19 protein-coding genes are annotated in these 23174 nt (G+C 71.6%); 3 read left to right on the top strand and 16 right to left on the bottom strand.

What is annotated here, in order from left to right:
* Positions 1–556: 556 nt before the first annotated feature.
* From CGL27_RS15620 to CGL27_RS15605, 4 genes are all read right to left on the bottom strand, one after another.
* The gene (locus tag CGL27_RS15620) at positions 557–958 is read right to left on the bottom strand and encodes a hypothetical protein (RefSeq protein ID WP_119987528.1); all 402 of its coding nucleotides are present in this window, start codon (positions 956–958) and stop codon (positions 557–559) included.
* Positions 959–994: 36 nt separating this feature from the next.
* Positions 995–2233 (bottom strand): serine hydrolase domain-containing protein, encoded by a 1239-nt coding sequence (locus tag CGL27_RS15615; protein ID WP_240450507.1) that lies wholly within the window; start codon positions 2231–2233, stop codon positions 995–997.
* A gap of 117 nt (positions 2234–2350) precedes the next feature.
* Positions 2351–3421, bottom strand: a complete 1071-nt coding sequence (locus CGL27_RS15610; RefSeq protein ID WP_119987526.1) for a tartrate dehydrogenase — start codon at positions 3419–3421, stop codon at positions 2351–2353.
* A 104-nt stretch (positions 3422–3525) separates the two neighbouring features.
* A complete protein-coding gene (locus tag CGL27_RS15605; RefSeq protein ID WP_119987523.1) occupies positions 3526–4404 on the bottom strand; it encodes a LysR family transcriptional regulator in 879 nt (292 codons plus the stop codon).
* A 148-nt stretch (positions 4405–4552) separates the two neighbouring features.
* Here CGL27_RS15605 and CGL27_RS15600 point away from each other — a divergent pair, with 148 nt between their 5' ends.
* Positions 4553–5455 carry an alpha/beta hydrolase gene (locus CGL27_RS15600; protein ID WP_078647375.1) on the top strand — a complete coding sequence of 301 codons (903 nt, stop codon included), beginning with the start codon at positions 4553–4555 and terminating at the stop codon, positions 5453–5455.
* Between the two features lie 20 nt (positions 5456–5475).
* On the opposite strand, the gene CGL27_RS15595 is transcribed toward CGL27_RS15600, so the two are convergent.
* Complete coding sequence (locus tag CGL27_RS15595; RefSeq protein WP_119987520.1) at positions 5476–6858, bottom strand: MFS transporter; 1383 nt, start codon at positions 6856–6858, stop codon at positions 5476–5478.
* A gap of 134 nt (positions 6859–6992) precedes the next feature.
* Here CGL27_RS15595 and CGL27_RS15590 point away from each other — a divergent pair, with 134 nt between their 5' ends.
* Both CGL27_RS15590 and CGL27_RS15585 read left to right on the top strand, forming a co-directional pair.
* A complete protein-coding gene (locus tag CGL27_RS15590; protein WP_162952986.1) occupies positions 6993–8219 on the top strand; it encodes a CaiB/BaiF CoA-transferase family protein in 1227 nt (408 codons plus the stop codon).
* Positions 8216–9235 carry a citryl-CoA lyase gene (locus tag CGL27_RS15585; RefSeq protein WP_240450506.1) on the top strand — a complete coding sequence of 340 codons (1020 nt, stop codon included), beginning with the start codon at positions 8216–8218 and terminating at the stop codon, positions 9233–9235. Before CGL27_RS15590 ends, CGL27_RS15585 begins: the two co-directional genes overlap by 4 nt.
* 3 nt (positions 9236–9238) lie before the next feature.
* On the opposite strand, the gene CGL27_RS15580 is transcribed toward CGL27_RS15585, so the two are convergent.
* The 11 genes from CGL27_RS15580 to CGL27_RS15530 form a co-directional block, all read right to left on the bottom strand.
* A complete protein-coding gene (locus tag CGL27_RS15580; protein ID WP_078641095.1) occupies positions 9239–10009 on the bottom strand; it encodes an IclR family transcriptional regulator in 771 nt (256 codons plus the stop codon).
* Between the two features lie 70 nt (positions 10010–10079).
* Entirely contained in the window at positions 10080–10511 is a 432-nt protein-coding gene (locus CGL27_RS15575) for a DUF2267 domain-containing protein (RefSeq protein ID WP_119987515.1), read from the bottom strand.
* A 30-nt stretch (positions 10512–10541) separates the two neighbouring features.
* Entirely contained in the window at positions 10542–12425 is a 1884-nt protein-coding gene (locus CGL27_RS15570) for a cyclic nucleotide-binding domain-containing thioredoxin-disulfide reductase (RefSeq protein ID WP_119994400.1), read from the bottom strand.
* Positions 12426–12429: 4 nt separating this feature from the next.
* The gene (locus CGL27_RS15565) at positions 12430–12693 is read right to left on the bottom strand and encodes a UBP-type zinc finger domain-containing protein (RefSeq protein ID WP_119987512.1); all 264 of its coding nucleotides are present in this window, start codon (positions 12691–12693) and stop codon (positions 12430–12432) included.
* Between the two features lie 50 nt (positions 12694–12743).
* The gene (gene clpB, locus CGL27_RS15560) at positions 12744–15386 is read right to left on the bottom strand and encodes an ATP-dependent chaperone ClpB (RefSeq protein WP_119987509.1); all 2643 of its coding nucleotides are present in this window, start codon (positions 15384–15386) and stop codon (positions 12744–12746) included.
* Entirely contained in the window at positions 15377–15745 is a 369-nt protein-coding gene (locus tag CGL27_RS15555) for a chaperone modulator CbpM (protein WP_119987506.1), read from the bottom strand. The genes clpB and CGL27_RS15555 overlap by 10 nt, the downstream gene beginning before the upstream one ends.
* A complete protein-coding gene (locus tag CGL27_RS15550; RefSeq protein WP_119987504.1) occupies positions 15742–16707 on the bottom strand; it encodes a DnaJ C-terminal domain-containing protein in 966 nt (321 codons plus the stop codon). Before CGL27_RS15550 ends, CGL27_RS15555 begins: the two co-directional genes overlap by 4 nt.
* 7 nt (positions 16708–16714) lie before the next feature.
* On the bottom strand, positions 16715–17314 hold the full coding sequence (locus CGL27_RS15545; RefSeq protein WP_119987501.1) for a nucleotide exchange factor GrpE: 600 nt from the start codon (positions 17312–17314) through the stop codon (positions 16715–16717).
* A gap of 69 nt (positions 17315–17383) precedes the next feature.
* Complete coding sequence (dnaK, locus tag CGL27_RS15540; protein ID WP_119987498.1) at positions 17384–19303, bottom strand: molecular chaperone DnaK; 1920 nt, start codon at positions 19301–19303, stop codon at positions 17384–17386.
* Positions 19304–19477: 174 nt separating this feature from the next.
* A complete protein-coding gene (locus CGL27_RS15535; RefSeq protein WP_119987495.1) occupies positions 19478–21931 on the bottom strand; it encodes a SpoIIE family protein phosphatase in 2454 nt (817 codons plus the stop codon).
* A gap of 19 nt (positions 21932–21950) precedes the next feature.
* On the bottom strand, positions 21951–23153 hold the full coding sequence (locus tag CGL27_RS15530; protein WP_119987492.1) for a PP2C family protein-serine/threonine phosphatase: 1203 nt from the start codon (positions 23151–23153) through the stop codon (positions 21951–21953).
* Positions 23154–23174 lie beyond the last annotated feature (21 nt).

Here is a 23174-nt window from a genome sequence, read left to right as displayed (position 1 = left end):
TGGCGGGGGCGAACCGATCGGCCGCGGGACTGCCGATGATCTCCGCCGCTGGGGCGTACCCCGACAGCCGTCGAGCTTCCGCGCTCCACGCCGTCACGCGGCCGCCGGGGTCCGTGAGGGCGATGGCGGCTGACGTGTCGAGAGGGTCGCCGATCATGTCGGGGGCCGGTCGGCCGTGCGCGTCCGGTCTGTCCATGGGGTCCTGCCCTGCCCTCCTCTCACGGCCCCGCCCGCCTCGGGATGGCAAGGCGAGCCTGTGACGTGAGGTGCTTCACGGAAGCGGGTGACGTAGCGAGGGGCGGGGCTGGGTACGCGCCCGCGTGATCACCGCTTGAGATACCGATCTGGTCGGTACATATAGGGCGAAAACATCGTTGGAGAGGAGGCGACATGTCGTCGAAGCGACGTCGCAAGAAGAAGGCCCGTCGTAAGAACGGAGCCAACCACGGCAGCCGTCCCCAGTCCTGATCTGAGGCGCTCTGCCGAGTGACACCGACGGGGCTCCCCGAGCACGTGGCGCCATCGCGCCCGGGCACGGGGAGTCCCGTCAGTCGCTCTATGAGGGGGTCGAGCTGTCCGGGCGGCCTCCGGCACGCTCCCACTGGGCCTCGTCCCACTCGACATATTCGATCTGGGCGCCACCGGGCAGCTTGGCGGTCAGGTTTCTGCCGGTGGGGACCGCCTGCGGGCCGCGTACGATCTCTGCTCCGGTCCGGGTGAGACGTACCTGGCACTCGTCCAGGTCATCCACGATCAGCGTGGCCGACGTCGCCCTGTACGGCTCCAGTGTCCGCTCGTCTCCCGCCACCACCAGAACCCGGCCGACGGTGGCCAGCTCCAGGCCGTTGGGCATGGTGAAGCGGGTGGTGATCGGTTCACCGGTGAGGGCGGTGAGCGGTGCCAGCGCGGCGTCCAGGTCGGTGGCGTAGACGCGCGCGTAGGTGCGGAAGATGCGCATGCTCAGAAGCAAGGTGTCTGCACCGCGGTTATTCCGTTAGGGGTGGCGGCTCCCGCAGAGTGCCGTCTGGACGGCGGCCTTCATGTCGTCGTCCTGTGCGTCCGGGCCGCCCGGGTCGACGTTCGCCATGACCGTCGCCTGCCTGCCCTCGACCGTGGCGCCGCCGATCGTCTCGTACCCGAGTACGTCGCCGGTGTGCCCCCAGGAGAGGCCGCCGCAGGGCAGGGGCCTGCTCTCCAGGCCGAGGCCGTACGCCCGGCCGTCCGGGTTGCCGGTCGGGCGGGTGTTCATCATCTGCCGGAGCTGGGCCGGGCGCAGCAGCCTGCCGCGGACGAGGGCGTCCAGGAACCGGTTGAGGTCGGTGCCGCTGGAGATCATGCTGCCGCTCGGGCCCGCGACCGAAGGGTTGATCTCGGTGATGTCCATGAGCGGGGCGTCCTCGCCCGGCCGCACATACCCGCGCGGGTGCGGTCCGGGGATCGACGGGGCGTCGCCCGGTACGTACGTCTCGCGCAGGCCGAGCGGCGCGATGACGCGCCGGCGGATCTCCTCGCCGTACGTGTGGCCGGTCACCTTCTCGATGAGCATTCCGGCGAGCAGATAGCCGGTGTTGGAGTAACGCCAGCCGGTGCCGGGTTTGAAGGTCGGAGGGTGGGCGAGCGCGATGTTCACGAGGCCGCGGATGTCGTGGTGGGCGAGCGGGTCCTCGAGGATCTCCTGCGGGGTGAGGTGGTCGAGGATGTCGGGTACGCCGCTGGTGTGCTGGAGCAACTGGCGGACGGTGATCCGCCGCCCGTCGTTCCCGTGTCCGCGGACGACACCGGGCAGATAGCGCTCTACGGGCGCGTCGAGGGCGACGCGATGCTCGCCCACCAGTTGGAGCACGACCGTCGCCACAAACGACTTGGTCATGCTGCCGATCCGGAATCTGCTGTCGCGGTGTATCGGCGCATGGCTCTTCACGTCCGCGACGCCGCTGGTCAGCACGGAGCTGCCGCCGTGGCGGTTCCGCACCTCCACGAGCGCTCCGGGCGCGCCGTCGACCGTGGTCAGCCGCCCTAGGAGTGCGCGCAGCCGGGTGTGGTCGGCGGCGTTGGTGGACGTGGCAGTGGTGGACGTGGCAGTGGTGGATGTGGCCGCGGTGGATTCGGCCGTGGTGGCCGTGACAGCCGTGTTCCGCCACGGCGTATCGGCCGGTGTCACCGCCGCGACGCCCATCGCCACCGCCAGCGTGAGCAATCCACCCCGCACCCGCCTGCGCTTGATCACGTTCATCCGACGTCCCCCTCCGAGCCCCCACGCGACCGAATGGCCACGCTAGAGGCCGCCGGGCCCGGGAGCGATCCGGCCGGCCACCCGGACCGCCCTGGGGACAGCCCCACCCCGGGCGCGTCAGACCAGTTCGAGCAGGGCGTCGGTGAATTCCTCCGTGGTGGCCGTGCCGCCCAGGTCCGGGGTGCGGACGGGGGTCTTCGCCAGGACGGTCGCGATGGCGTCGGTGATGCGGGTGGCCGCCTCGGGGTGGCCGAGGTGGTCGAGCATCATGGCGGCGGACCAGATCGCGCCGAGCGGGTTGGCGATACCGCGTCCGGCGATGTCGGGGGCGGAGCCGTGGACGGGTTCGAACATGGACGGGAAGTCGCGTTCGGGGTTGAGGTTGGCCGCGGGGGCGATGCCGATGCTGCCGGCGACCGCGGCGGCGAGGTCGCTGAGGATGTCGCCGAAGAGGTTGGAGGCCACGACGACGTCGAAGCGCCGCGGGTCGAGGACGAACTTGGCGGCGAGGGCGTCGATGTGCTCCTGGCCGCAGGCCACCTCCGGGTACGCGGCGGCGCGTTCGGCCACGAGCTCGTCCCAGAACGGCATGGTGTGGATGATGCCGTTGGACTTGGTGGCCGAGGTGAGGTGTCCGCCGCGCCGCTCGGCGAGCGAGAAGGCGTAGTCCAGGACGCGGGTGACGCCCTTACGGGTGAACACCGCCTCCTGGACGGCCATTTCCTCCGGAAGTCCCCGTCCGAGGCGGCCCCCGATCTCGCCGTACTCGCCCTCGACGTTCTCCCGGACGACGACGAGGTCCACATCGCCTGGCCCCGCCTCGCGCAGCGGGCTGGGCACGCCCTCGAAGACGCGGATGGGGCGCAGATTGACGTACTGCTGGAAGCCCCGGCGGATGGGGATCAGCAGACCCCACAGCGAGACATGGTCGGGGACGCCGGGGTAGCCGACCGCGCCGAGCAGGATCGCGTCATGGCCGCGCAGTCGCTCCAGCCCGTCGTCGGGCATCATCGCGCCCTGGTTGACATAGCGCTCGCAGGACCAGTCGAACGTCTCGTAGCTGAAGCCGAGGCCGTGCCGGGTGGCGACGGCGTCCAGGACGCGGCGGGCGGCCGGGATGACCTCGTTGCCGATGCCGTCGCCGGGGATCAGGGCGATGCGGTGAGTGGTCGTGCGGCGGTTCGTCATGGAGGGGATTGCAGCAGGGGTGCGTCCACCGCGTCCAAGACGCAGATTCCATGTGCCTTATAGGTCTGCCCTATGGGACTGCTCGACTTATGGGACTGCTCGATTTAGGGGACTGCCGTGGCTGTTCTTACGAACGCCTCCGCCGCCGGTGTCAGCGGGGCCCGTCGGCTGACCAGGGCGATATGCAGGCTGGTGCTCGGTTCGAGGTCCAGGACCAGCGCCCCCGCCCGCTCGGCGAGGCCGCGCCAGGCGTCGGCGACCACGGCCAGGCCGACGCCCCGCAGGACCAGCGGCAGGATCGCCACCCGGTGCTCGGTCTCGACCACCACGGTCAGCGCGACGCCCTCGGCCCGGAGGTCGTCGACGAAACGGCGCATCCCGGTGCCCTTCTGGCCCACGATCAGCCGATGTCCGGCCAACTGCTCGTGGCGCACCGGCACACCGGGGCGGAACGGCCCGTCCGGGGGTGCCAGCAGCACAAAGCGCTGTTCGAGCAGCGGGTAGGTGCGCACATCGACCTGGGGCGCGGCGTCGGGGGAGGCCAGCAGCCCCAGCTCGCATACGCCGGTGCGCACCATCTCCGTCACATCGCGGGGGGTGAACGCGGCCTGCACCCGCACGGACACCGCGGGATGGGTCCGGGTGAAGCGGTCGATCAGCCCCGTCAGCGGCTCGACGGCCTGTGAGGGCGGGGCCGCGATGTCCACCCGGCCGCCGCGCAGCCCGTGCACCGACTCCACACTGGCCCGCGCGAGCTGCAGGCTGCGCACCGCTTCCCGGGCCGGTGCGATCAGCGCCGTGCCCGCGTCGGTGAGGACCGCCCGGCGGCCGATGCGGTGGAAGAGGTCGCTGCCCAGGTCGCGCTCCAGGGCGCGGATGGCCTGGGAGAGGGAGGGCTGGGAGAGATACAGCGCGGAGGCCGCCCGGTTGAATCCGCCGTGGTCCACCACGGCCAGGAAGTACTCCAGCTGCCGCACATCCACCGCGCCGCCTCCCCGCGTCTCGCCGCACTTATCGGGCCGCTCGCCACCCTCACAGGCTCGCCACCCGCACACGTCCATAGGTGGCGCCTATAAGGATTGTCGTCAACGGGTCTTGGACGCGCACCGCGGCGGCTGCTGGGATCGGATCATGAGCGATCAGCTACTGGGCGACTTCGACCGCCGCACCCTTGACGTCGAGGGTGTGGGAATCAACGTGCGCACCGCCGGGGACGGGCCGCCCGTCCTGCTCCTGCACGGCTATCCGCAGACCCATATGATCTGGCACCACATCGCCCCGGCGCTCGCGGCCACCCACCGCGTGGTCCTCACCGATCTGCGCGGCTACGGCGACAGCCACAAGCCCGGGTCCGACGCCGAGCACACCACGTATTCCAAGCGGGCCATGGCGCGCGACCAGGTGCTGGTGATGCGGGAGCTGGGCTTCGACCGCTTCGCGGTCGTCGGCCATGACCGGGGCGGCCGGGTCGGCCACCGGCTGGCCCTCGACCATCCGGGGGCGGTCTCCGCGCTCGCGGTGCTCGACATCGTGCCCACGCGGTACGTCTTCCAGCACGCCGACAAGGACTTCGGGCTGGGTTACTACCACTGGTTCTTCCTGGCGGCGGAGAACGGCATCCCGGAGCACCTCATCGGCCAGGACCCCGCGTTCTGGATCCGTACCCGGATGGGGGCCCGCCACGGTGGCGGAACCCCGTTCGACGAGGCGGCCCAGGCCGAGTACATCCGCTGCTTCTCGGACCCCGCGGCCATCCACGCAAGCTGCGAGGACTACCGCGCCGCCGCCTCCATCGACCTGGTCCACGACGACGCGGACGCCGCCGCGGGCCGCCGGGTCACCGCACCGCTGCTGGCCCTGTGGGGCGCGCACGGTTTCGTCGGCCGCCACTACGACGTACCGGAGGTCTGGCGCGGCTACGCGGACGATGTGCGCGGGCAGGCCCTGCCGTGCGACCACTACCTTCCCGAGGAGGCGCCGGACGAGACGCTGCGCCAGCTGCGGACGTTCCTCGGGGACTGCGGCAGCGCCTGACCCGGCGGCGCGCCGGGGTGTCACGGTGCCGTCTGGACGTTCTGCTTCCGCGTGCCCGTCTCCTCGGCCGGTTCGGCGGCCCCGCGCGTCTCCCGCGCCAGTGCCACCGTGACCACGGTGAGCGCGCTCATCAGGGCGATGAAGACGACCACGCCCGTGACGCTGTGGTCGAACCAGAGCAGCAGGGCGGACGCGAGCATCGGGGCGAGGCCGCCGGTGAGGACGGTGCCGATGTTGTTGGCGATGCCGACCGCGCTGAACCGGACCGTGGTGTCGAAGAGTTCGGCGAAGAAGGCGGGCTGGGAGCCGAGGACGGCGGACTGACCGATGCCCAGGGTGATGAAGAGCGCGAGCCAGATGCCCCAGGTGTGGCCGCCGTCGATCACCGCGAAGAACGGCCAGGAGGCGGCCAGCAGCACCAGGGCTCCGCCGATCGAGACCGGGCGCCGGCCGATGCGGTCGGAGAGCGCGCCGAAGCCCGGCACCGTCACCAGCTTCACGGCCGCGACCAGCGAGATGCCGCTGAGGAGTGCGCTGGTCGACAGCCCGCGGTCCTCGGCGTAGGTGACCGAGAAGGTGCCGAAGACGTAGTAGCCCGCGTTCTCGGCGGCGCCCGCGCCGATCACGATGAGCATCTCCTTGGGGTAGCGGCGCCAGGCGGCGACGCAGCGGCTCTCGGCGATCCGCTGCCGCAGCGGGCGCGGCGCCGTCGCGGCGGCGGGGCCCGCCTGCTGGACCTGCTGGAATTCGGCGGTCTCCGGCAGTGAGCGGCGCACCCAGAGGCCGAAGAAGGTCAGCCCCGCGCTGAGCAGGAAGGGAATCCGCCAGCCCCAGTCGAGGAAGGCGTCCTCGGACAGCAGCCCGGTGGTGAGTGCGAAGGCGCCGGTGGACAGGAGGGTGCCGGTGCCGGTGCCGATCGCGGGCAGTGAGGTGAGCAGACCGCGCCACTTGGGCGGTGCGTTCTCGAACAGGATGATCAGCGCGCCGGTCTTCTCGCCGCCCGCGGCGAAGCCCTGGACGAAGCGGAGCAGGGTCAGCAGCACCGGCGCGGCGACGCCGATCTGCGCATGGGTCGGCAGCAGTCCGATGGCCGTGGTGGCGAGCCCCATCATCAGCAGGGTGGCCACCAGTACGCCCTTACGGCCCTGGGTGTCGCCCCGCTCGCCGAAGTAGGCGCCGCCCAGGGGCCGGGCGAGGAAGCCGATGGCGAAGGTGCCGTAGGCGAGGACCGTGCCGACCAGCGGATCGCTGTCTGGGAAGTAGACCTTGTTGAAGACCAGGGCGGCCGCGGTTCCGTAGAGGGCGAAGTCGTACCACTCCACCGTGGTGCCGAAGACGGCGGCGAGGGCGACCTTGGGCTGGAAGACCGGCCTTCTGGTGGCGGAACTGCCGGTTTGCGTCATGGGGGACTCCCTTGTCACCGTGAATCGAGTACCACTGTGTGGTTCGCTTGTGCCGCTTGATGGTTCGGTGATGTTATGGAGGCACACACCCCATGGCAAGGGGTCACGCCCTGATTCGCGCTGGAGGTCAGCCCTTGAGCACGCCCGCCCCCGCCGCCCCACCACCCCTGCTCGACGGCATCCGGGTCCTGGATCTGACCAATGTCCTCGCCGGGCCCTTCGCCGGATATCAGCTCGCCCTGCACGGCGCCGACGTCCTCAAGGTCGAGATGCCGGGGGCCGGGGACCTGGCGCGCCAACTGGGCGCCGACCGGGAGCTGAGCGAGGATCTGCTGGGCGCGTCGTTCCTCGCCCAGAACGCCGGTAAGCGTTCGCTGACCCTGAACCTCAAAGAGGAGAAGGGGCGCGAGGCTCTGCTGCGCGCGGTGCGGGAGTCCGACGTCCTCCTCGAGAACTTCCGCCCGGGGGTGATGGACCGGCTGGGTGTCGGCCGGGAGGTCCTCATGCGGGAGAACCCGCGGCTGGTCTACTGCGCCGTCTCCGGCTTCGGCCAGACCGGACCGCTGCGCGCCCGGCCCGCGTACGACCAGATCGTGCAGGGCCTCTCCGGCATGATGAGCGTGACCGGCACCCCCGAGGTCAGCCCGCTGCGGGCCGGGTTCCCGGTCGCCGACACCCTGGGCGGCATGGCCGCCGCCTTCGCCGTGGCGGCGGCTCTGGTGCGCCGGGAGCGCACCGGGAGCGGCGCGTATCTGGACGTCTCCATGCTGGAGGCCGCGCTCACCGCGATGGGCTGGGTGACCTCCAACTATCTGATCACCGGCCGCCCGCCGCGGCCCATGGGCAACGAGAACTTCACCGCCGCGCCGTCGGGGACGTTCCGCACCGCGGACGGATACCTCAACATCGCGGCCAACCGCCAGCAGCAGTTCGCCACTCTGTGCCGGCTCATCGGCCGTGCGGAACTGCTGGCGGACGAGCGCTTCGCGCATCCCGCGGACCGCAAGGCCCACCGCGACGAGCTGCGCGCCGAGATCGAGAAGGGGCTGGCCGAGCGGGCCGCCGGGGAGTGGGAGGAGATTCTCGCCGACGCCGGGGTGCCGGCCGCGCGGGTGCTGTCCGTACCCGACGCGCTGGGCCTGGAGCAGCTCGCGGAGCGGGACTTCGTCCGGACGCTGCCCTTCCCGGACGGGCGCGGGCGCGAGCTGCGCGTCCTCGGCAGCCCGTTCCGGGTCGACGGCGAACCGGCGGCGGCCACCGCCCCGCCACCGCTGCTGGGCCAGCACACCGAGCAGGTCCTGGCCGAACTCGGCTACAGCCCGCAGGAGATCGACGCGATGAAGGAGCGTGGTGCGATATGACCCGCCGGTCCGCAGGCCAGGAGGCCGCGAGGGCTCCGCAGGGCGTCATGCCGACGCAGGACGTCACGGCTCCCCAGGGCGTCATGCCGACGCAGGACGTCACGACTCCCCAGGACGTCATGGCTCCCCAGGACGTCGTGGATCCGCGGGAGGTCACCGACTGGTGGTCCACCGCCGTCAGCCGCATCCGGCCGGGCGAGCTCCTGCTGCGCGGCTACCCGGTCGAGCAGTTGATCGGCCAGGTGTCCTTCGCCGAGACCATCTGGCTGATGCTGCGCGGCGAGCTGCCCACCCGGACCCAGGGCCGGTTGCTGGAGGCCGCGCTCGTCGCCGCCGTCGACCACGGACCCCAGGCCCCGTCGATCGCCGCCGCCCGGATGGCGGCCACCTGCGGCGTGGGCCTGAACAACGCGGTGGCCACCGGGGTGAACCTCCTGGGGGATGTCCACGGCGGGGCCGGTCAGCAGTGCATGCGGGTGCTGGCCGAGCTGGAGCGGGCCGTGGCCGAGGGGGCGGACGTCGATGGCGCCGCGAAGGACCTGGTGGCGGAGTACCGTGCCACGGGCTCCCATGTCCCCGGATTCGGCCACCGGTTCCACCCGTACGACCCGCGCCGTACCCCCCTGCTCGACCTGGTGGACGCGGCGGTGGCGGACGGCGAGGCGCCGGGCTGGGCGCTGCGCGCCGGGACGGCCCTGGAGCGGGCGCTGGCGGAGGGCCGCAGCCGTCCCGTGCCGATGAACATCGACGGCGCCACCGCCATCGTCTACAGCGAACTCGGCTTTCCGCCCGAGCTCGGACGCGGGCTGTTCGTGCTCTCCCGCAGCGTGGGCATCCTCTCCCACGCCTGGGAGGAGAAGTCCGGTGGGGCCAGGATCAAGGGTCCCCTTCCCCGGCGGCTGCTGCCTTCCTACGAGGGCCCGGCCCCCCGGGACCTCATCCGGCCGGAGAGGAGGGAGGCGGGCGAGAAGAGTGAGAAGAGCGAGGAAAGCACAGGGCGCGCGGAGAGCGCGTGAACGTCAGCCGCTCTCGCCGAGGAACCGCAGCTCCGACAGCCGCCTCGCGGCCTCGGTCAGCGCCGGGCGGAACGACTCGACGCGCTCCTCGGTGAAGCGGCTGGTGGGGCCGCCGAGGCCCACCGCGGCGACGACCTGCCCGGCCGCGTCGGTGACGGGGGCGGCCACGGCGGACACCCCGTCCTCGCGCTCACCGTGGCTGACCGCCCAGCCCCGCCGCGCGGCGAGGCGCGCCCGTTCGGCCAGGGCGGAGGTGAAGTCGGCGTCGCGCCCGGCCGCCGAAGCCACCCGGCCCAGGGTCCGGGGCGAGCCGCCGATGAGCAGGACATGCCCGGAGGCGCCGGCCCACAGGGGCATCTCCTCGCCGATGCGCACCACATGGCGCAGTTGCTGGGTGCCCTCGTGCTGGGCCACGCACACCCGGGAGGCCCCCTGGCGGATGTAGATCCGCGAGGACTCGCCGCCGGACCGTACCGAGAGGACGCGCAGGCACTCCACCGCCTCCGGGGGCAGCCGCCAGGCGTCCTGTGCGAGCGCCGCCCAGCGCAGCAGGCCCGCACCGGGGGTGAGCCGGCCGTCCCCCCGGCTCCACAGCAGCCCGCGCTGTTCCAGCGTGGCCACCAGACGGACCACGGTGGACTTGGCCAGTCCGGTGGCGTCGGTCAACTCCCGTACGCTGCGGGAGCGGTGGGACTCGTCGAACAGGGCGAGCAGATCCAGTGCGCGCAGTACACTCCGTACTCCCTCGCCGCCCTCTCCGGCTGCCGTCCCCATCGCCCGTCCTCCTCGCCGCACCACGCGTAAAACCATCTAACGGTGCGACAGTACCACCAGGTGGTTCACGTTAGGCCGGGATGACGGTGCTCAGATCGGCGGGCATCCGGGCCCGCAGATCGTCCCACTCGCCCTCGCTGATATGGCGCTGCAGGGTCTCCAGGACGGTGTGCACGAGCTGTTCGATATCGCCCTGGATCGAGTACGGGAAGTCGTGCCGGATCCGCCGGTAGAACTCCTCGTTGTGCATCTTCACCGGCGTCTCCGCCGGTCTCCACCCCTCGTAGTAGATGCCGCGTACCAGCATCGGGAGCTGCGCGCCGAACTGGACGGCCTCGTCCACCGTCAGCCGGTCCCGCAACTGGTGCAGGACCGCGCGCAGGGCGGCGTAGGACTGTTTGCGGCGCTCCTTGGGCCAGCCGTACGCGTCCTCGATCTCCTTGAGGAGCCGGTTGGTCTTGTCGACCGTCGTGTCGAAGGAGGGAAAGCCGGTGGCAACCATGGTGTTCGTCCTCCGGTCAGGGGTCAGGGGTCAGGTGGAGCGGCTGCGCGGGTGATGCGGTTGCGCAGGGGAAGCGGATACGTGCGGATCACCGCCCGGCGCGGCGGACCGGCCGGACGGAGCTGGAGCGGCGCCGCTCGGGTGGGTGGGTCCGGCGGCGGTGCGGGCGAGGCGGTCATGGACGTGGTGGATGGCCATCGCCCCCTCGCCGGCCGCCGAGGCCACCCGCTTGACCGAGCCGCTGCGCACATCACCGGCGGCGAAGACCCCCGGCAGCGTGGTCTCCAGGCTCAGACAGCCGCGGCCGGGGCCCGCCCGGACGCCGTGGGCCGCCCGGGCCTCGGCCTCGTCGCCGGTGAGCACGAAACCCCGGTCGTCCAGGGCCAGGACGCCGGTGAGCCAGTCGGTGCACGGCTTGGCCCCGATGAAGACGAACAGGGCGCAGGCGTCCAGGGTGCGGCGCTCCCCGGTGCGGCGGTGCTCCACCACGATCGTCCGCAGCGCGTCCTCGCCGCGCACCTCGCGGAGCTCGCTGTCCAGCATCACGTTCACCCGCGGATGGCGCTCGATCTGGTCGACCAGATAGCGGGACATCCGGGCGCCCAGATACGGGCCCCTGATCAGCAGGTGCACCCGGGGCACCCATTCGGCGAGGAAGAGCGACGCCTGGCCCGCGGAGTTGCCGCCGCCGACCACGGCGACGGGGGCCGCGCCGCACTGCCGCGCCTCGTAGACGGTGGCCGCGTAGTAGACGCTCGTCCGCTCCAGCCGCTCCATCCCGGGGACGTCCAGCCGGCGGTAATGGGCGCCGGTGGCCAGGACGACGGTACGGCACAGCGTTTCGCTGCCGTCGGCGAAGGTGACGCGGTAGTGGCCGTGGGCCGGTTCGAGGGAGGTCGCCTCCGCCGGGATCCGCACCTGCGTCCCGAACTTGCGCGCCTGGAGCATGCCCCGCTCGGCGAGTTCCGAGCCGGGGATCCCGGCCGGGAAGCCGAAGTAGTTCTCGATCAGGGACGTGGTGCCCGCCTGGCCGCCGGGGGCCACCGTGTCCACGACCGTGGTGGTCAGCCCGTCGGAGGAGCCGTAGACGGCGGCGGCGATCCCGGCCGGACCGGAGCCGACGACCAGCAGATCGCAGTGGCTGTGGGGGGTCATCGGTGGGGAGAGGCCGATGAGCTGGGCCAGTTCGGCGTTGCCGGGGTTGCGCAGCACCTGGTGCTCGCGCCAGATGATGATCGGGGTGTCCTCCGGGCTGACCGAGACGCGGCGCAGCAGCGCCTCGGCCTCCTGGTCCGCCTCCAGGTCGATCCAGCGGTGCGGCAGCCGGTTGCGGGCCGCGAACTCGCGCAGCCGCCGGGTGTCGGGCGAGTAGCGCGAGCCGAGGATGCGGAAGCCGACGCCGCCCCCGACCAACTGGGCGCGGCGGCCCAGATAGGCGCGGAGGACGAGGTTGCCGAGGCAGGGGTCACGGGCCAGCAACGCCCGCAGCCGGTCCATCGGGAGGGCCAGCACCTCCCCGGCCTCCTGGGCGTGGGCGGTGTAGAAGGCCACCTGCCCCTGGAGCAGGCTCAGTTCGCCGAGGAAGCGCCCCGGGCCGTGCACCCTCAGGAGCCGCTCGTCCGGGGTGCCGCGGTGTGCGGTGATCGCGACCGAGCCGCTGAGGACGACGAAGAAGTCCGCGGGCGGGCCGCCGTCGCGGATCAGCACCTGACCGGGCACCACGGACCGGCGGGTGCCGTGCCCGGAGAGGTAGGCGATCTGCTCGTCCGTCAGCCGCGGATAAGCGCCGGAAATATCCGGGGTCTCGTCCGGTACGGCTTCTTCCGGTGCGGTGCCCGGTACGGCTTCTTCCCGTACGTCGTCCGGTACGGCTTCCTCCGGTGCGGCGGCCCGGGACCGGTCCTCGTCCGTCATCACATCAGGCCATGGCCTCGTGGGCGTAGCACCACCGCCATGTCTCGCCCGCTTCCAGGGGCTCGACGATCGGGTGTTGTTCGGTGTACGCGTGCGAACGGGCGTGCTTGAGCGGTGAGGAGTCGCAGCACCCGACGTGTCCGCAGGTCAGGCAGAGCCGCAGATGGACCCAGGGGGACCCCAGGCGCAGGCACTCCTCGCACCCCTCGGGGCTGCGCGGGGAGACCGGGCGCACCATCGACAGATGCGGATCGGGCTCGATGGCCATGGCGTTCATCCTTTCTCGCGGTCGCGGCACGGTCCGGCTCGGCATCGTTCTCACGCGGCCTTTCCGAGGCCCGCGATCTCCGGCCGGCGTTCGTAGGTGACCACGAGTTCGCCGTGCTGGGCGTCGACCTTGACGGTGGCGCCTTCTTCGACATCGCCGCGCAGCAGGGCGCGGCCGATGAGGGTCTCGACCTCGTGGGAGATGAAGCGGCGCAGTGGGCGGGCGCCGTAGACCGGGTCGTAGCCCTCGTGGGCGATGACCTTCCGGGCTTCTGGGCTGAGTTCGACGGCGATCAGGCGTTCGGCCAGCCGTTTGCGCAACTCGTCGAACTGCAGCTCCACGATCCGTTCGATCTGGGGCTCGCCGAGCGGCTTGAACAGCACGATGTCATCGACCCGGTTGAGGAACTCGGGGCGGAAGTGGCCGCGCAGCTCGCTCATCACCAGGCCCCGGGCGTCCGGTTTGAGCTCTCCGTCGGAGGTGACGCCGTCCAGCAGATGCATCGAGCCGATGTTGGAGGTCATGATGATCACGGTGTTGCGGAAGTCCACCAGCCGCCCCTGGGCGTCGGTGATCCGGCCGTCGTCCAGGACCTGCAGCAGGGTGTTGAAGACATCGGCGTGCGCCTTCTCGATCTCGTCGAAGAGCACCACCGAGTACGGTTTGCGCCGCACCGCCTCGGTGAGCTGACCGCCCTCCTCGTAGCCGACGTATCCCGGAGGGGCGCCGACCAGCCGGCTGACCGTGTGCCGCTCCTGGTACTCGCTCATGTCCAGGCGGATCATGTTCTCCTCGGTGTCGAAGAGCGCGGCGGCCAGCGCCTTGGCCAGCTCGGTCTTTCCGACGCCGGTGGGGCCCAGGAAGATGAACGAGCCGATCGGGCGGCGCGGGTCCCGGATGCCCGAGCGGGCCCGGATGATGGCGTCGGTGACCAGCTTGACCGCCTCGTCCTGGCCGATGACCCGCTCCTGGAGGATCTCGTCCAGGCGCAGCAGCTTCTCCCGTTCGCCCTCCTGCAGACGGGAGACCGGGATGCCGGTCCAGGCGGAGACGATGTCGGCGATCTCCTCCTCGGTGACCACCTCGCGCAGCAGCCGGTGCGCACCCTGTTTGGCGGCCAGCTGCTCCTCCTCGGCGGCCAGCTTGCGCTCAAGCTCCTGGAGCCTGCCATAACGCAGTTCCGCGGCGCGGTTGAGGTCGTAGGCGCGCTCGGCCTCCTCGGCCTCGCGGCGCACCTCCTCCAGCTCCCGGCGCAGATCCTGCACCCGGCGGATGGACTGCCGCTCGGCCTCCCACTGGGCGTGCTTGGCGTCGGCCTCGGCACGCAGATCGGCCAGTTCGCGACGGAGCTCGGCCAGCCGCTGCCCACTGGCCGGGTCGGTCTCCTTGGCCAGCGCGGCCTCCTCGATCTCCAGCCGGGTGACCCGGCGGGTGGTCTCGTCCAGTTCGGCGGGCATGGAGTCGATCTCGGTACGCAGCCGGGCGCATGCCTCGTCCACCAGGTCGATGGCCTTGTCCGGCAGGAACCGGTCGCTGATGTAGCGGTGGCTGAGCGTGGCGGCGGAGACCAGGGCGGTGTCCTGGATCTTGACGCCGTGGAAGACCTCGAGACGCTCGCGCAGGCCCCGCAGGATGGAGATGGTGTCCTCCACACTCGGCTCCTCCACCAGCACCATCTGGAAGCGGCGCTCCAGCGCGGCGTCCTTCTCGATGTGCTTGCGGTACTCATCCAGGGTGGTCGCGCCGATCATGTGCAGCTCACCGCGGGCCAGCATCGGCTTGAGCATGTTCCCCGCGTCCATGGCGCCCTCGGCGGCCCCGGCACCGACCACGGTGTGCAGCTCGTCCACGAACAGCAGGATCCGGCCCTGGGCGGAGTTGACCTCGGCGAGTACGGCCTTGAGCCGCTCCTCGAACTCCCCGCGGTACTTCGCGCCGGCCACCAGGGAGCCCATGTCCAGGGCGAAGATGGTCTTGTCGCGCAGCCCCTCGGGTACGTCGCCGCGCACGATGCGCTGGGCCAGGCCCTCGACAATGGCGGTCTTGCCGACGCCGGGGTCGCCGATGAGCACCGGGTTGTTCTTCGTCTTGCGGCTGAGGATCTGGGTCACCCGGCGGATCTCGGCATCCCGGCCGATCACCGGGTCCAGCTTGCCCGAACGAGCCTCAAGCACCAGATCCCGGCCATACTTCTCAAGCGCCTCATACGCCACTTCAGGATTGGCCGAGGTGACCCGCTGACTCCCGCGGACCTGAGTCAGGGCCCCCAGGAACGACTCCCGGGTGACACCGTGCTCCTTGAGGACCCGCCCCGCCACGGTGCCGGACCCCTCCTCCGTGAACGCGAGCACCAAGTGCTCCACCGACACGTACTCGTCCTTCAGGCGCTTGGCCTCCTGCTCGGCGGCATCCAGCAACTGGGACAGCCGCTGGGTGACGAAGACCTGCCCCGGTGCGGCCCCCGGGCCGGTGACCCTGGGCTTGCGCGCCACCTCGGCCTCCAGCATGGTGCGCACCGCCTCCGGGTCGGCGCCCACCTGGCCGATCAGCCGGGGCGTCAGCCCGTCGGGCTGTTCGAGGAGGGCCAGCAGCAGGTGCTCGCCGTCGACTTCGGTGTGCCCGAACCGCATCGCGGTGGTCTGGGCGTTCTGGAGGGCTTCCTGGGACTTCTGGGTGAGGCGGTTCATGTCCATGGCGGTTCTTCACTCCTCGCGCCACTGCGGCGCAGTGCGGCTTCGAGCCGGTCAATGCGGTCGAGCAGATCGAGCACCAGACCGATGGAGGCGTAGTTCAGGCACATTCCGGCATGCAGCCGCTCCACGCGGCCCAGCACCGCCGGGGCGTCGGGGGCGAACACCAGCCGCCCCGCGGCGTCACGCTCGGCGTCGACCAGGCCGAGGGCGACGAACCTCGCCACCAGGTCGGGATGGAGCCCGGTGCGACGGGCCACGGTCTCAAGCGAGAGCCTGCGCGCGGGCACCAGCTCGTAGTGGATGGACGGGACGGGCGCGTACCGGGTGACCGTGACGGTCCCTCGTGCGTGGCTGCTCATCGCTCCCTCCTGGGGTCGAAGGAGGAGGTGCGGCCCAGCTCCTCGAACAGCTCCCGCTCGCGGTCGGTGAGTTCGGGCGGCACCATGACGCGGATCTCGGCATAGAAGTCGCCGTTCGGACCGCGGGGGTTGGGCATGCCCTCACCGCGCAGCCTCAGCTTGCGGCCGCTGGAGGACCCGGGCGGGACCGTCACCTTGGCGGTGCCGCCGGGCGTGGGCACCGGGACCGTCGCGCCGAGCGCGGCCTCCCAGGGAGCCACCGGAAGGTGGACGTGGACGTTCCGGCCGTCCAGCCGGAACCGCGGATGCGGCAGGATCCGCACCCGCAGATACAGATCCCCGGCCGGTGCCTCACCAGTGCCCCGGCCGCCCTGCCCGGCCAGCCGGATGCGCTGCCCGTCGACGACGCCCGGCGGGACGTTCACCTCGAAGGTGCGCTGCTGCCCCGAGGCCCCGGCCAGGGTGACGCCGCGGCGGCCCCCGTGGAAGGCGTCCTCGACGGTGAGCGGCAGCTCCGCCTCCTGGTCGGCTCCGGGGATATCCACGCGGCCTCCGCCCCGGCCCCCCGTGCCGCCACCGAAGAACGCGCCGAACAGGTCCTCGAAGTCCACGCCCTCGCCCCCGGCGTCGTCGCCGAAGCCACGGGTGAACCGCACCCGGCCGCCGTCGCTGGCGGTCGTCCAGCCGTGGAAACCACCGCCCGGGGCACCGGCGCCGACGCGCTCCTCCCAGTCCTCGGGGATCTTGCGGAAGTCCTCGCCGAACCGGTCGTAGCGGGCCCGGGTCTTCGGGTCGGAGAGCACGCTGTAGGCGTCGTTGAGCTCCTTGAACCGCTCCTCCGCGTTCGGGTCCTTGTTCACATCGGGGTGATGGCGGCGGGCCTGGGTGCGGAATGCCTGCTGGATCTCGTCCTGGCTCGCACCCCGTGAGACACCGAGCACCTCGTAGTAGTCCCGTGCCATGGCCGTCTCACTCCCGCTTCGCCACGGCCACGGCCACCGGCCTGAGTTGGTTGCCGGGATCCCCGTAGCCGGGGCGCAGCACCTGGACCACGGTGCCCGGTTCGGCCTCGGGGTCCTCGATCACACCGAGCACTTCGTGCCGGGCCGGGTCGAACGGCACGCCCGTCTCGCCCCGCCGCTCGTAGCCCAACTGGGCCAGGGTGTTCACGGCCTGGTCGCGGATGGCCTTGACGCCCTCCACGATCGAGCCGGGGTCGGCCTCGGCGTGGGACAGGGCGAGTTCGAGGTTGTCGATGACGGGCAGCAGGGCCGCCGCCGTACGGGCCCGCTCGGCGGCCCGCTCCCGCTCCAGCTCCTTGGCGTGGCGCTTGCGCAGATTCTCCAGATCGGCCAGGGCCCGGCGCCAGCGGTCCTCCAGGTCCGCCAGCGCGGCCGCCTGCTCGCCGGATTCGGTGTCGGCGGGGCCGCCGGCCGCGTCCGGGCCGGGGCCCTCACCGCCCGCGCCGCGCGCCTCCGCGGTGCCCGGGGCGGGCAGGTCCTGCTCCCGCTCCTGCTCCGTCACGGCGCCCTCCGGCACCGGTTCGGGCTGCTGCGGTTGAGTGGACATGGCGGCCTCTCCGTCAGCCTTCCGCTGCCTTCGCCGTATCGGCCGGGTCAGTCGTACGGGGCCGGTCGGTCAGCCCTTGTCGAACTCGGCATCGATGACATCCTCATCGCCTCCACCACCTCCGGCCCCGGTGTCCTGGGCGCCGCCCGCCCCGGGCCCACCGCCCGGCGCGCCCGCGCCCGGACCGGCGCCGGCCGTCTCATGGGAGGCCAGGCCCGCGTAGACCTGCTGGAGCTCGGAGACCAGCGGCCTGGTCCGGTCGACACCGGCCTCGTTCCTGACCGCCTCACGGGCGTCGTTGACCAGCATCTCGGCGCGCGACCGCTCATGAGAGGGCACCGCGTCACCCAGCTCGGAAAGGCGCTTTTCAACCTGGTAGGCGACAGCGTCCAGTTCATTGCGCGCGTCCACGGCCTCACGCAGCGCCTGGTCCTCACCACGGTTGCGCTCGGCCTCCTGAACCATCCGGTCCACCTCACCGCGATCCAGGTTTCCGGTCTCGCTGATCTGGACGGACTGCTCCTTGCCGGTGTCCTGGTCCCGCGCCGTGACATTCAGGATCCCGTTGGCGTCGATATCGAAGGTCACCTCCACCTGCGGCTCACCGCGCGGCGCCGGACGGATACCGGTCAGCTGGAAGCGCCCCAGCACCCGGTTGTCGGCCGCCCGCTCCCGCTCACCCTGAAGGATCACGATGTCCACGGCCTGCTGATTGTCCTCGGCCGTGGAGAACGTCTCGGTACGGCGCACCGGGATCGTGGTGTTCCGATCGATGATCTTCGTCATGACCCCGCCACGGGTCTCGACACCCAGCGACAGCGGGGTGACATCGAGCAGCAGAACGTCCTTCACCTCACCCTTGAGCACCCCGGCCTGGATCGCGGCACCCAGCGCCACGACCTCGTCCGGGTTGACACTCATATTGGGCTCCTTGCCGCCGGTCAGCCGGCGGACCAGGGCCTGCACGGCCGGGATCCGGGTCGAGCCCCCGACCAGGATCACCTCATCGATATCACTCTCCCCCGCCTTGGCATCGGCCATCGCCTGCTGCACCGGGCCCAGACAGCGCTCCACCAGATCGCCGGTGATCTGCTCGAAGGTGGACCGCATCACGGTCTCGGTCAGATGCTTGGGACCGGCGGCATCCGCCGTGATGAACGGCAGGCTGACCTGGGTCTGGGTCACCGAACTCAACTCGGTCTTGGCCTTCTCCGCGGCCTCGAAGAGCCGCTGCAGCGCCTGCGGATCCCGGCGCAGGTCGATGCCGTTCTCCTGCTGGAACTTGTCCGCGAGGTGGTCGACCAGCCGACGGTCGAAGTCGTCGCCGCCCAGATGGCTGTCGCCCGCGGTCGAGCGGACCTCCACCACCCCGTCCCCGACATCGAGAATCGACACGTCGAAAGTGCCGCCACCGAGGTCGAAGACCAGGACCGTCTCATGACCCTTCTTGTCCAGGCCATAGGCGAGAGCGGCCGCGGTCGGCTCGTTGATGATCCGCAACACCTTCAGCCCGGCGATCTCACCGGCGTCCTTGGTAGCGCTGCGCTGGGCGTCGTTGAAATACGCCGGCACCGTGATGACCGCCTCGGTCACCCGCTCGCCCAGCTGCTTCCCGGCATCGTCGGCCAGCTTGCGCAGCACCTGGGCACTGATCTCCTCCGGCGAGTACAGCTTCTCGCGCACCTTGAAGCGGGCCAGGCCCTGCTCGTCCGCGACGACGTCGTAGGCCACCGCCCTGGCCTCGGCGGACACCTCGTCGTAGTGGCGGCCGATGAACCGCTTGGCCGAATAGATGGTGCCCTTGGGGTTGAGAATCGCCTGGCGCCGGGCCAACTGCCCCACCAGCCGCTCACCGGTATCGGTGAAAGCCACCACCGACGGCGTGGTGCGGTTTCCCTCGGAATTCGGAACCACCGAGGACTCACCACCCTCCCACACGGCGATCACCGAGTTGGTGGTACCCAGGTCGATTCCGACTGCCTTGGCCATGGCAACTCCTTCCGAGGCGGCCACGGGCTGCAGTCAGCGCCCGGTCGGCCGCGGGAGCGGGATCGGTTAGCGGGCCCTCTAGGCAAATGGTGACAAATCAGACCGCTGCCGGTCCAGTGCCCGGAGGTCGAATATCGGCGTCCCGAATGCACCCACGGGACAGGGCATCCGTGGTCAGTCCGGGGAGAGGTCCTGCTCGACCCAGATCGTCTTGCCGTCCGCGCCCTGCCGGGTGCCCCAGCGCGTCGCCATCTGGGCGACCAGCATCAGACCGCGGCCGCCCTCGTCGAAGACCCGGGCCCGCCGCAGATGGGGCGCCGTGCTGCTGGCGTCGGAGACCTCGCAGATGAGGCCGCGGTCGCGGATCAGCCGCAGCCGGATGGGCGGGCGGCCGTAGCGGATCGCGTTGGTGACCAGTTCGCTGACGATCAGCTCGGTGGTGAAGAGCGTCTCCTCAAGACCCCAGGCGAGCAGTTGCCCGGTGGTGTTCCGGCGGGCCTCGGCGACGGCGGCCGCGTCCGCGGGGATGTCCCAGGTGGTGACCCGGTCGGCGGGGAGCGGCCGGGCGCGGGCGAGGAGCAGGGCGATGTCGTCGTCGGGACGGACCGGCAGCAGGGCCCGCAGGACGTTGTCGCAGAGCGCGTCCAGGGACGGGGCGGGCCGGCTCAGGACCTCACGCAGCGTCTCCAGCCCCTCGCCGATCTCGCGGTCGCGGCCGTCGACCAGACCGTTGGTGTACAGGGCGAGCAGACTGCCCTCGGGCAGCTCCGTCTCCATGACCTCGAAGGGCAGCCCGCCCAGCCCCAGCGGCGGACCGATGGGCAGATCGAGCGGATCGGCGGTGCCCTCCGGGCCGACCACCAGCGGTGCGGGATGGCCCGCCGCGGCGATGGCGCAGTGGCGGGAGACCGGATCGTAGACCGCGTACACACAGGTGGCGCCGAGCGGCCCGAAGCTCTCGGGCTTCTGGTCCGCGGACAGCCGGGTGACCAGGTCGTCGAGATGGGTCAGCAGCTCACCGGGCGGCAGATCGATATCGGCCAGGATGCGCACGGCGGAGCGCAGCCGCCCCATGGTGGCGGCGGCCTCGACGCCACGGCCCACGACATCGCCGACCACCACGGCGGCGCGGGCGCCGGACAGCGGCATCGCGTCGAACCAGTCGCCGCCCACCCCGGCCCAGGCGCCCGAGGGCAGATAGCGCGAGGCGATCTCCAGCGCCGTCAGGTCGGGCAACCCCTGCGGCAGCAGGCTGCGCTGCAGGGTCTCGGCCGTCATGCGTTCCCGCAGATAGCGGCGGGCGTTGTCGACACAGACGGCCGCCCGTGCGGTGAGCTCCTCGGCCAGCATCGTGTCGTCCTCGGTGAAGGGCGCCGGTGTGCGGTGGCGGGCGAAGAGCGCCGTACCGAGGGTGACCCCGCGGGCGCGCATCGGCGCCACGATCACCGAATGCGCTCCGTGCTCGCGGATCCGGGCGGCCCGGCCGGGGTCCTTGGCCTCCCAGCCCGCCAGCAGGGACTCCGTCACCTGGTGCCGCGCGGCCCGGCCCTCGATCAGGCACGCCGCCGTGGGGGAGTGCTCGGGATGCGTGGCCAGGTCCCCGATGTCGACCAGCGCCTCCGGGGCGCCCCTCAGGACGGACCGGTGGGCCGCGCGCCGCAGGGTGATGGGCTCGCGCAGCGGCCCCGCCGGGGGCTCGTCGCCCTGGTGGAGGAAGGTGAGCAGATCGACGCTGGCGAAGTCGGCGAGCCGGGGGACCGCCACCTCGGCCAGCTCCCGGGCGATCCGGTCCAGGTCCAGGGTGCTGTCCAGCCGCGCCCCCGCCTCGCTGAGCAGCAGCAGCCGCTGCCGGGCCTCCTGTTCGGCGGTGGTGTCGCGGGCCGCGAAGCACACGCCGCACAGCCCGCCGGACCGGTCCGTCAGCGGGGCCAGGGAGACCGACCAGGCGTGTTCATGGCTCTCGCCCGGCCCCCGCAGATGCGTCTCCAGTTCGAGCCGTTCGCCGCTCTCCAGCACCTCCCGCATGGCCCGCTCGACCCGCTCGCTCTCCCCGCGGCCCACCAGCTCCGTCAGCCGCAGCCCGCGCATCTGATCCTCGCCGCGGGCGGTGGCGGCCTGCATATCGGCGTTGGCCCGCGACAGCCGCAGCTCGGTGTCGAAGAGCGCCAGGACGCACGGGCACTGGGCGAACGCGCGGTCCACCGGTGCGCCAGGCTCCTGGGAGAGCGGCTGGGGGAGCGACTCCCCGGGGAGCGGCTCCCGGGGCGCGGCCGAGACCAGCAGCCAGCCCGCGGATCCATCGCCCACCGGGCCGCGCTGGGCCAGCAGCTCGACCTCCACCCGATGGCCGTCCCGGTGGCACAGCGCGACCCGTCCGCTCCACCGGGGCTCGTCCGCCAGGCACGGCCCGGCGCCGCCCGCGGCGTCCCCGAGGGTCTTCTCCGCGCACAGCTCGCCCGCCGACCGCCCTACGACGTCCTCGGCGCGATAGCCCAGCAGCCGCCAGGCGCCCTCGCTCCACCCGGTCACCACGCCGTGCTCGTCGACCGTGGCCGTGGCCAGGTCGGGGGCGCCGGGCGGGGGGTTCGGCCGGACGGGGCGGGTGGCGGGGTCGGGGGGCGTCGTCATCGGATATCGCCTCGACGGCTCAGGGATCCGGCGGCTGCCACTCGATCATCAAAATCGTGGCGTCGTCGCTGAGTTGGCTGTGCCCGTGGTCGAGGATGGCGTGGATGAGCAGCCGGAGCACCTCGGGGGCGTTCTCCCCGGCGGCCGTCGAGCGGATGATGTGGTCGGCGAAGCGCTCCAGGCCGAACTGCTCGCCTCCCTCGTCGCGCGACTCCACGACCCCGTCGGTGTACAGCAGGATCCGGTCGCCGGGCTCCAGGGCCGTCTCATGGATCCGGCGGGGGGTTTCCGACAGCCGCGTGGGCAGCCCCAGCGGCGGTTCGGAGGTCCGCTCCAGCTCCTTGTCCAGCAGTCGCCGGCGGCGGATGACCAGCGGGGTGGGATGGCCGCAGTTGGACCAGCGCAGCGCGCCGCTCGGCATGTGCAGCCGGAGGAAGACGCCCGTGCAGAACTGGTCCGGAAGCCATTTGGCCAGGGCCTCGTCCACGGTGGTGACCAGCTCCGCCAGGTCGGCGCCGGTGCGCCGGGCGTTGCGGCTGCCCGCCATCGCCACGGAGGTGGTCAGCCCGGACGCCAGATCGTGGCCCATGGCGTCGAGGATCGTGGCGTGCAGGACATCTTCGGTGAACGAATGGTCGAAGGCATCGCCGCCCAGCTCGTACGCGGGCTCCAGAACGGCCGTCGAGATCACCCGGCCGGTGCCGATCGAACGCGGCGGGAGGAAGGCCCGCACCATCTCCGTGGGCAGCTCCATGGACCGGGTCCGGGTGCGCCGCGCGAAGGTGTCGATGGAGGTGCGCTTGGACGTGATGACCAGGGAGAGGAGGGAGGCCAGCGTCCGGCAGCGCCAGAGCGTGAACCCGTCCAGGGAGTCCATCCGCAGCTTCAGCACCCCCAGCCGCTCCGCGCCGTTCATCAGCGGCAGCCAGACGTCCAGCCCGCCCTCGTTGTCCTCCTTGACCCGCACGGTGCTGGTCCGGTAGGCGAGTCCGGCCAGGGAGTCGTCGAGGTCCAGGCGCGATACGTCCTCGTCGAGCGGTATCAGCAGCCGCTGCTGGAGGTCGATCAGGTAGACGACCGCATGGCCCATGTGCATGGCCGCGGTGTAGCGGTCCAGGGCTCCCGGGAGCTCCGCGGGTGAAGCCTCGTGGGACGCCCGGAGCAGCTCGTCCAGCGACTGCTCAGCGGTCTCGGCCGAGGTCGACACGCTCGCGTCCACCATGCGGTCCACCTTACGGCGGCG

Origin of the sequence: Streptomyces sp. 11-1-2 (genome assembly GCF_003595545.1) — a bacterium.
Lineage (GTDB): Bacteria > Actinomycetota > Actinomycetes > Streptomycetales > Streptomycetaceae > Streptomyces > Streptomyces hygroscopicus_B.
This window is presented reverse-complemented; position numbering and strand designations above follow the sequence as displayed.

Coding starts and splice junctions, on each gene's coding strand:
- CGL27_RS15620 (WP_119987528.1), bottom strand. CDS start 958: ATGCGCATCTTCCGCACCTACGCGCGCGTCTACGCCACCGACCTGGAC.
- CGL27_RS15615 (WP_240450507.1), bottom strand. CDS start 2,233: ATGAACGTGATCAAGCGCAGGCGGGTGCGGGGTGGATTGCTCACGCTG.
- CGL27_RS15610 (WP_119987526.1), bottom strand. CDS start 3,421: ATGACGAACCGCCGCACGACCACTCACCGCATCGCCCTGATCCCCGGC.
- CGL27_RS15600 (WP_078647375.1), top strand. CDS start 4,553: ATGAGCGATCAGCTACTGGGCGACTTCGACCGCCGCACCCTTGACGTC.
- CGL27_RS15595 (WP_119987520.1), bottom strand. CDS start 6,858: ATGACGCAAACCGGCAGTTCCGCCACCAGAAGGCCGGTCTTCCAGCCC.
- CGL27_RS15585 (WP_240450506.1), top strand. CDS start 8,216: ATGACCCGCCGGTCCGCAGGCCAGGAGGCCGCGAGGGCTCCGCAGGGC.
- CGL27_RS15580 (WP_078641095.1), bottom strand. CDS start 10,009: ATGGGGACGGCAGCCGGAGAGGGCGGCGAGGGAGTACGGAGTGTACTG.
- CGL27_RS15575 (WP_119987515.1), bottom strand. CDS start 10,511: ATGGTTGCCACCGGCTTTCCCTCCTTCGACACGACGGTCGACAAGACC.
- CGL27_RS15570 (WP_119994400.1), bottom strand. CDS start 12,425: ATGACGGACGAGGACCGGTCCCGGGCCGCCGCACCGGAGGAAGCCGTA.
- CGL27_RS15565 (WP_119987512.1), bottom strand. CDS start 12,693: ATGGCCATCGAGCCCGATCCGCATCTGTCGATGGTGCGCCCGGTCTCC.
- clpB (WP_119987509.1), bottom strand. CDS start 15,386: ATGGACATGAACCGCCTCACCCAGAAGTCCCAGGAAGCCCTCCAGAAC.
- CGL27_RS15555 (WP_119987506.1), bottom strand. CDS start 15,745: ATGAGCAGCCACGCACGAGGGACCGTCACGGTCACCCGGTACGCGCCC.
- CGL27_RS15550 (WP_119987504.1), bottom strand. CDS start 16,707: ATGGCACGGGACTACTACGAGGTGCTCGGTGTCTCACGGGGTGCGAGC.
- CGL27_RS15545 (WP_119987501.1), bottom strand. CDS start 17,314: ATGTCCACTCAACCGCAGCAGCCCGAACCGGTGCCGGAGGGCGCCGTG.
- dnaK (WP_119987498.1), bottom strand. CDS start 19,303: ATGGCCAAGGCAGTCGGAATCGACCTGGGTACCACCAACTCGGTGATC.
- CGL27_RS15535 (WP_119987495.1), bottom strand. CDS start 21,931: ATGACGACGCCCCCCGACCCCGCCACCCGCCCCGTCCGGCCGAACCCC.
- CGL27_RS15530 (WP_119987492.1), bottom strand. CDS start 23,153: ATGGTGGACGCGAGCGTGTCGACCTCGGCCGAGACCGCTGAGCAGTCG.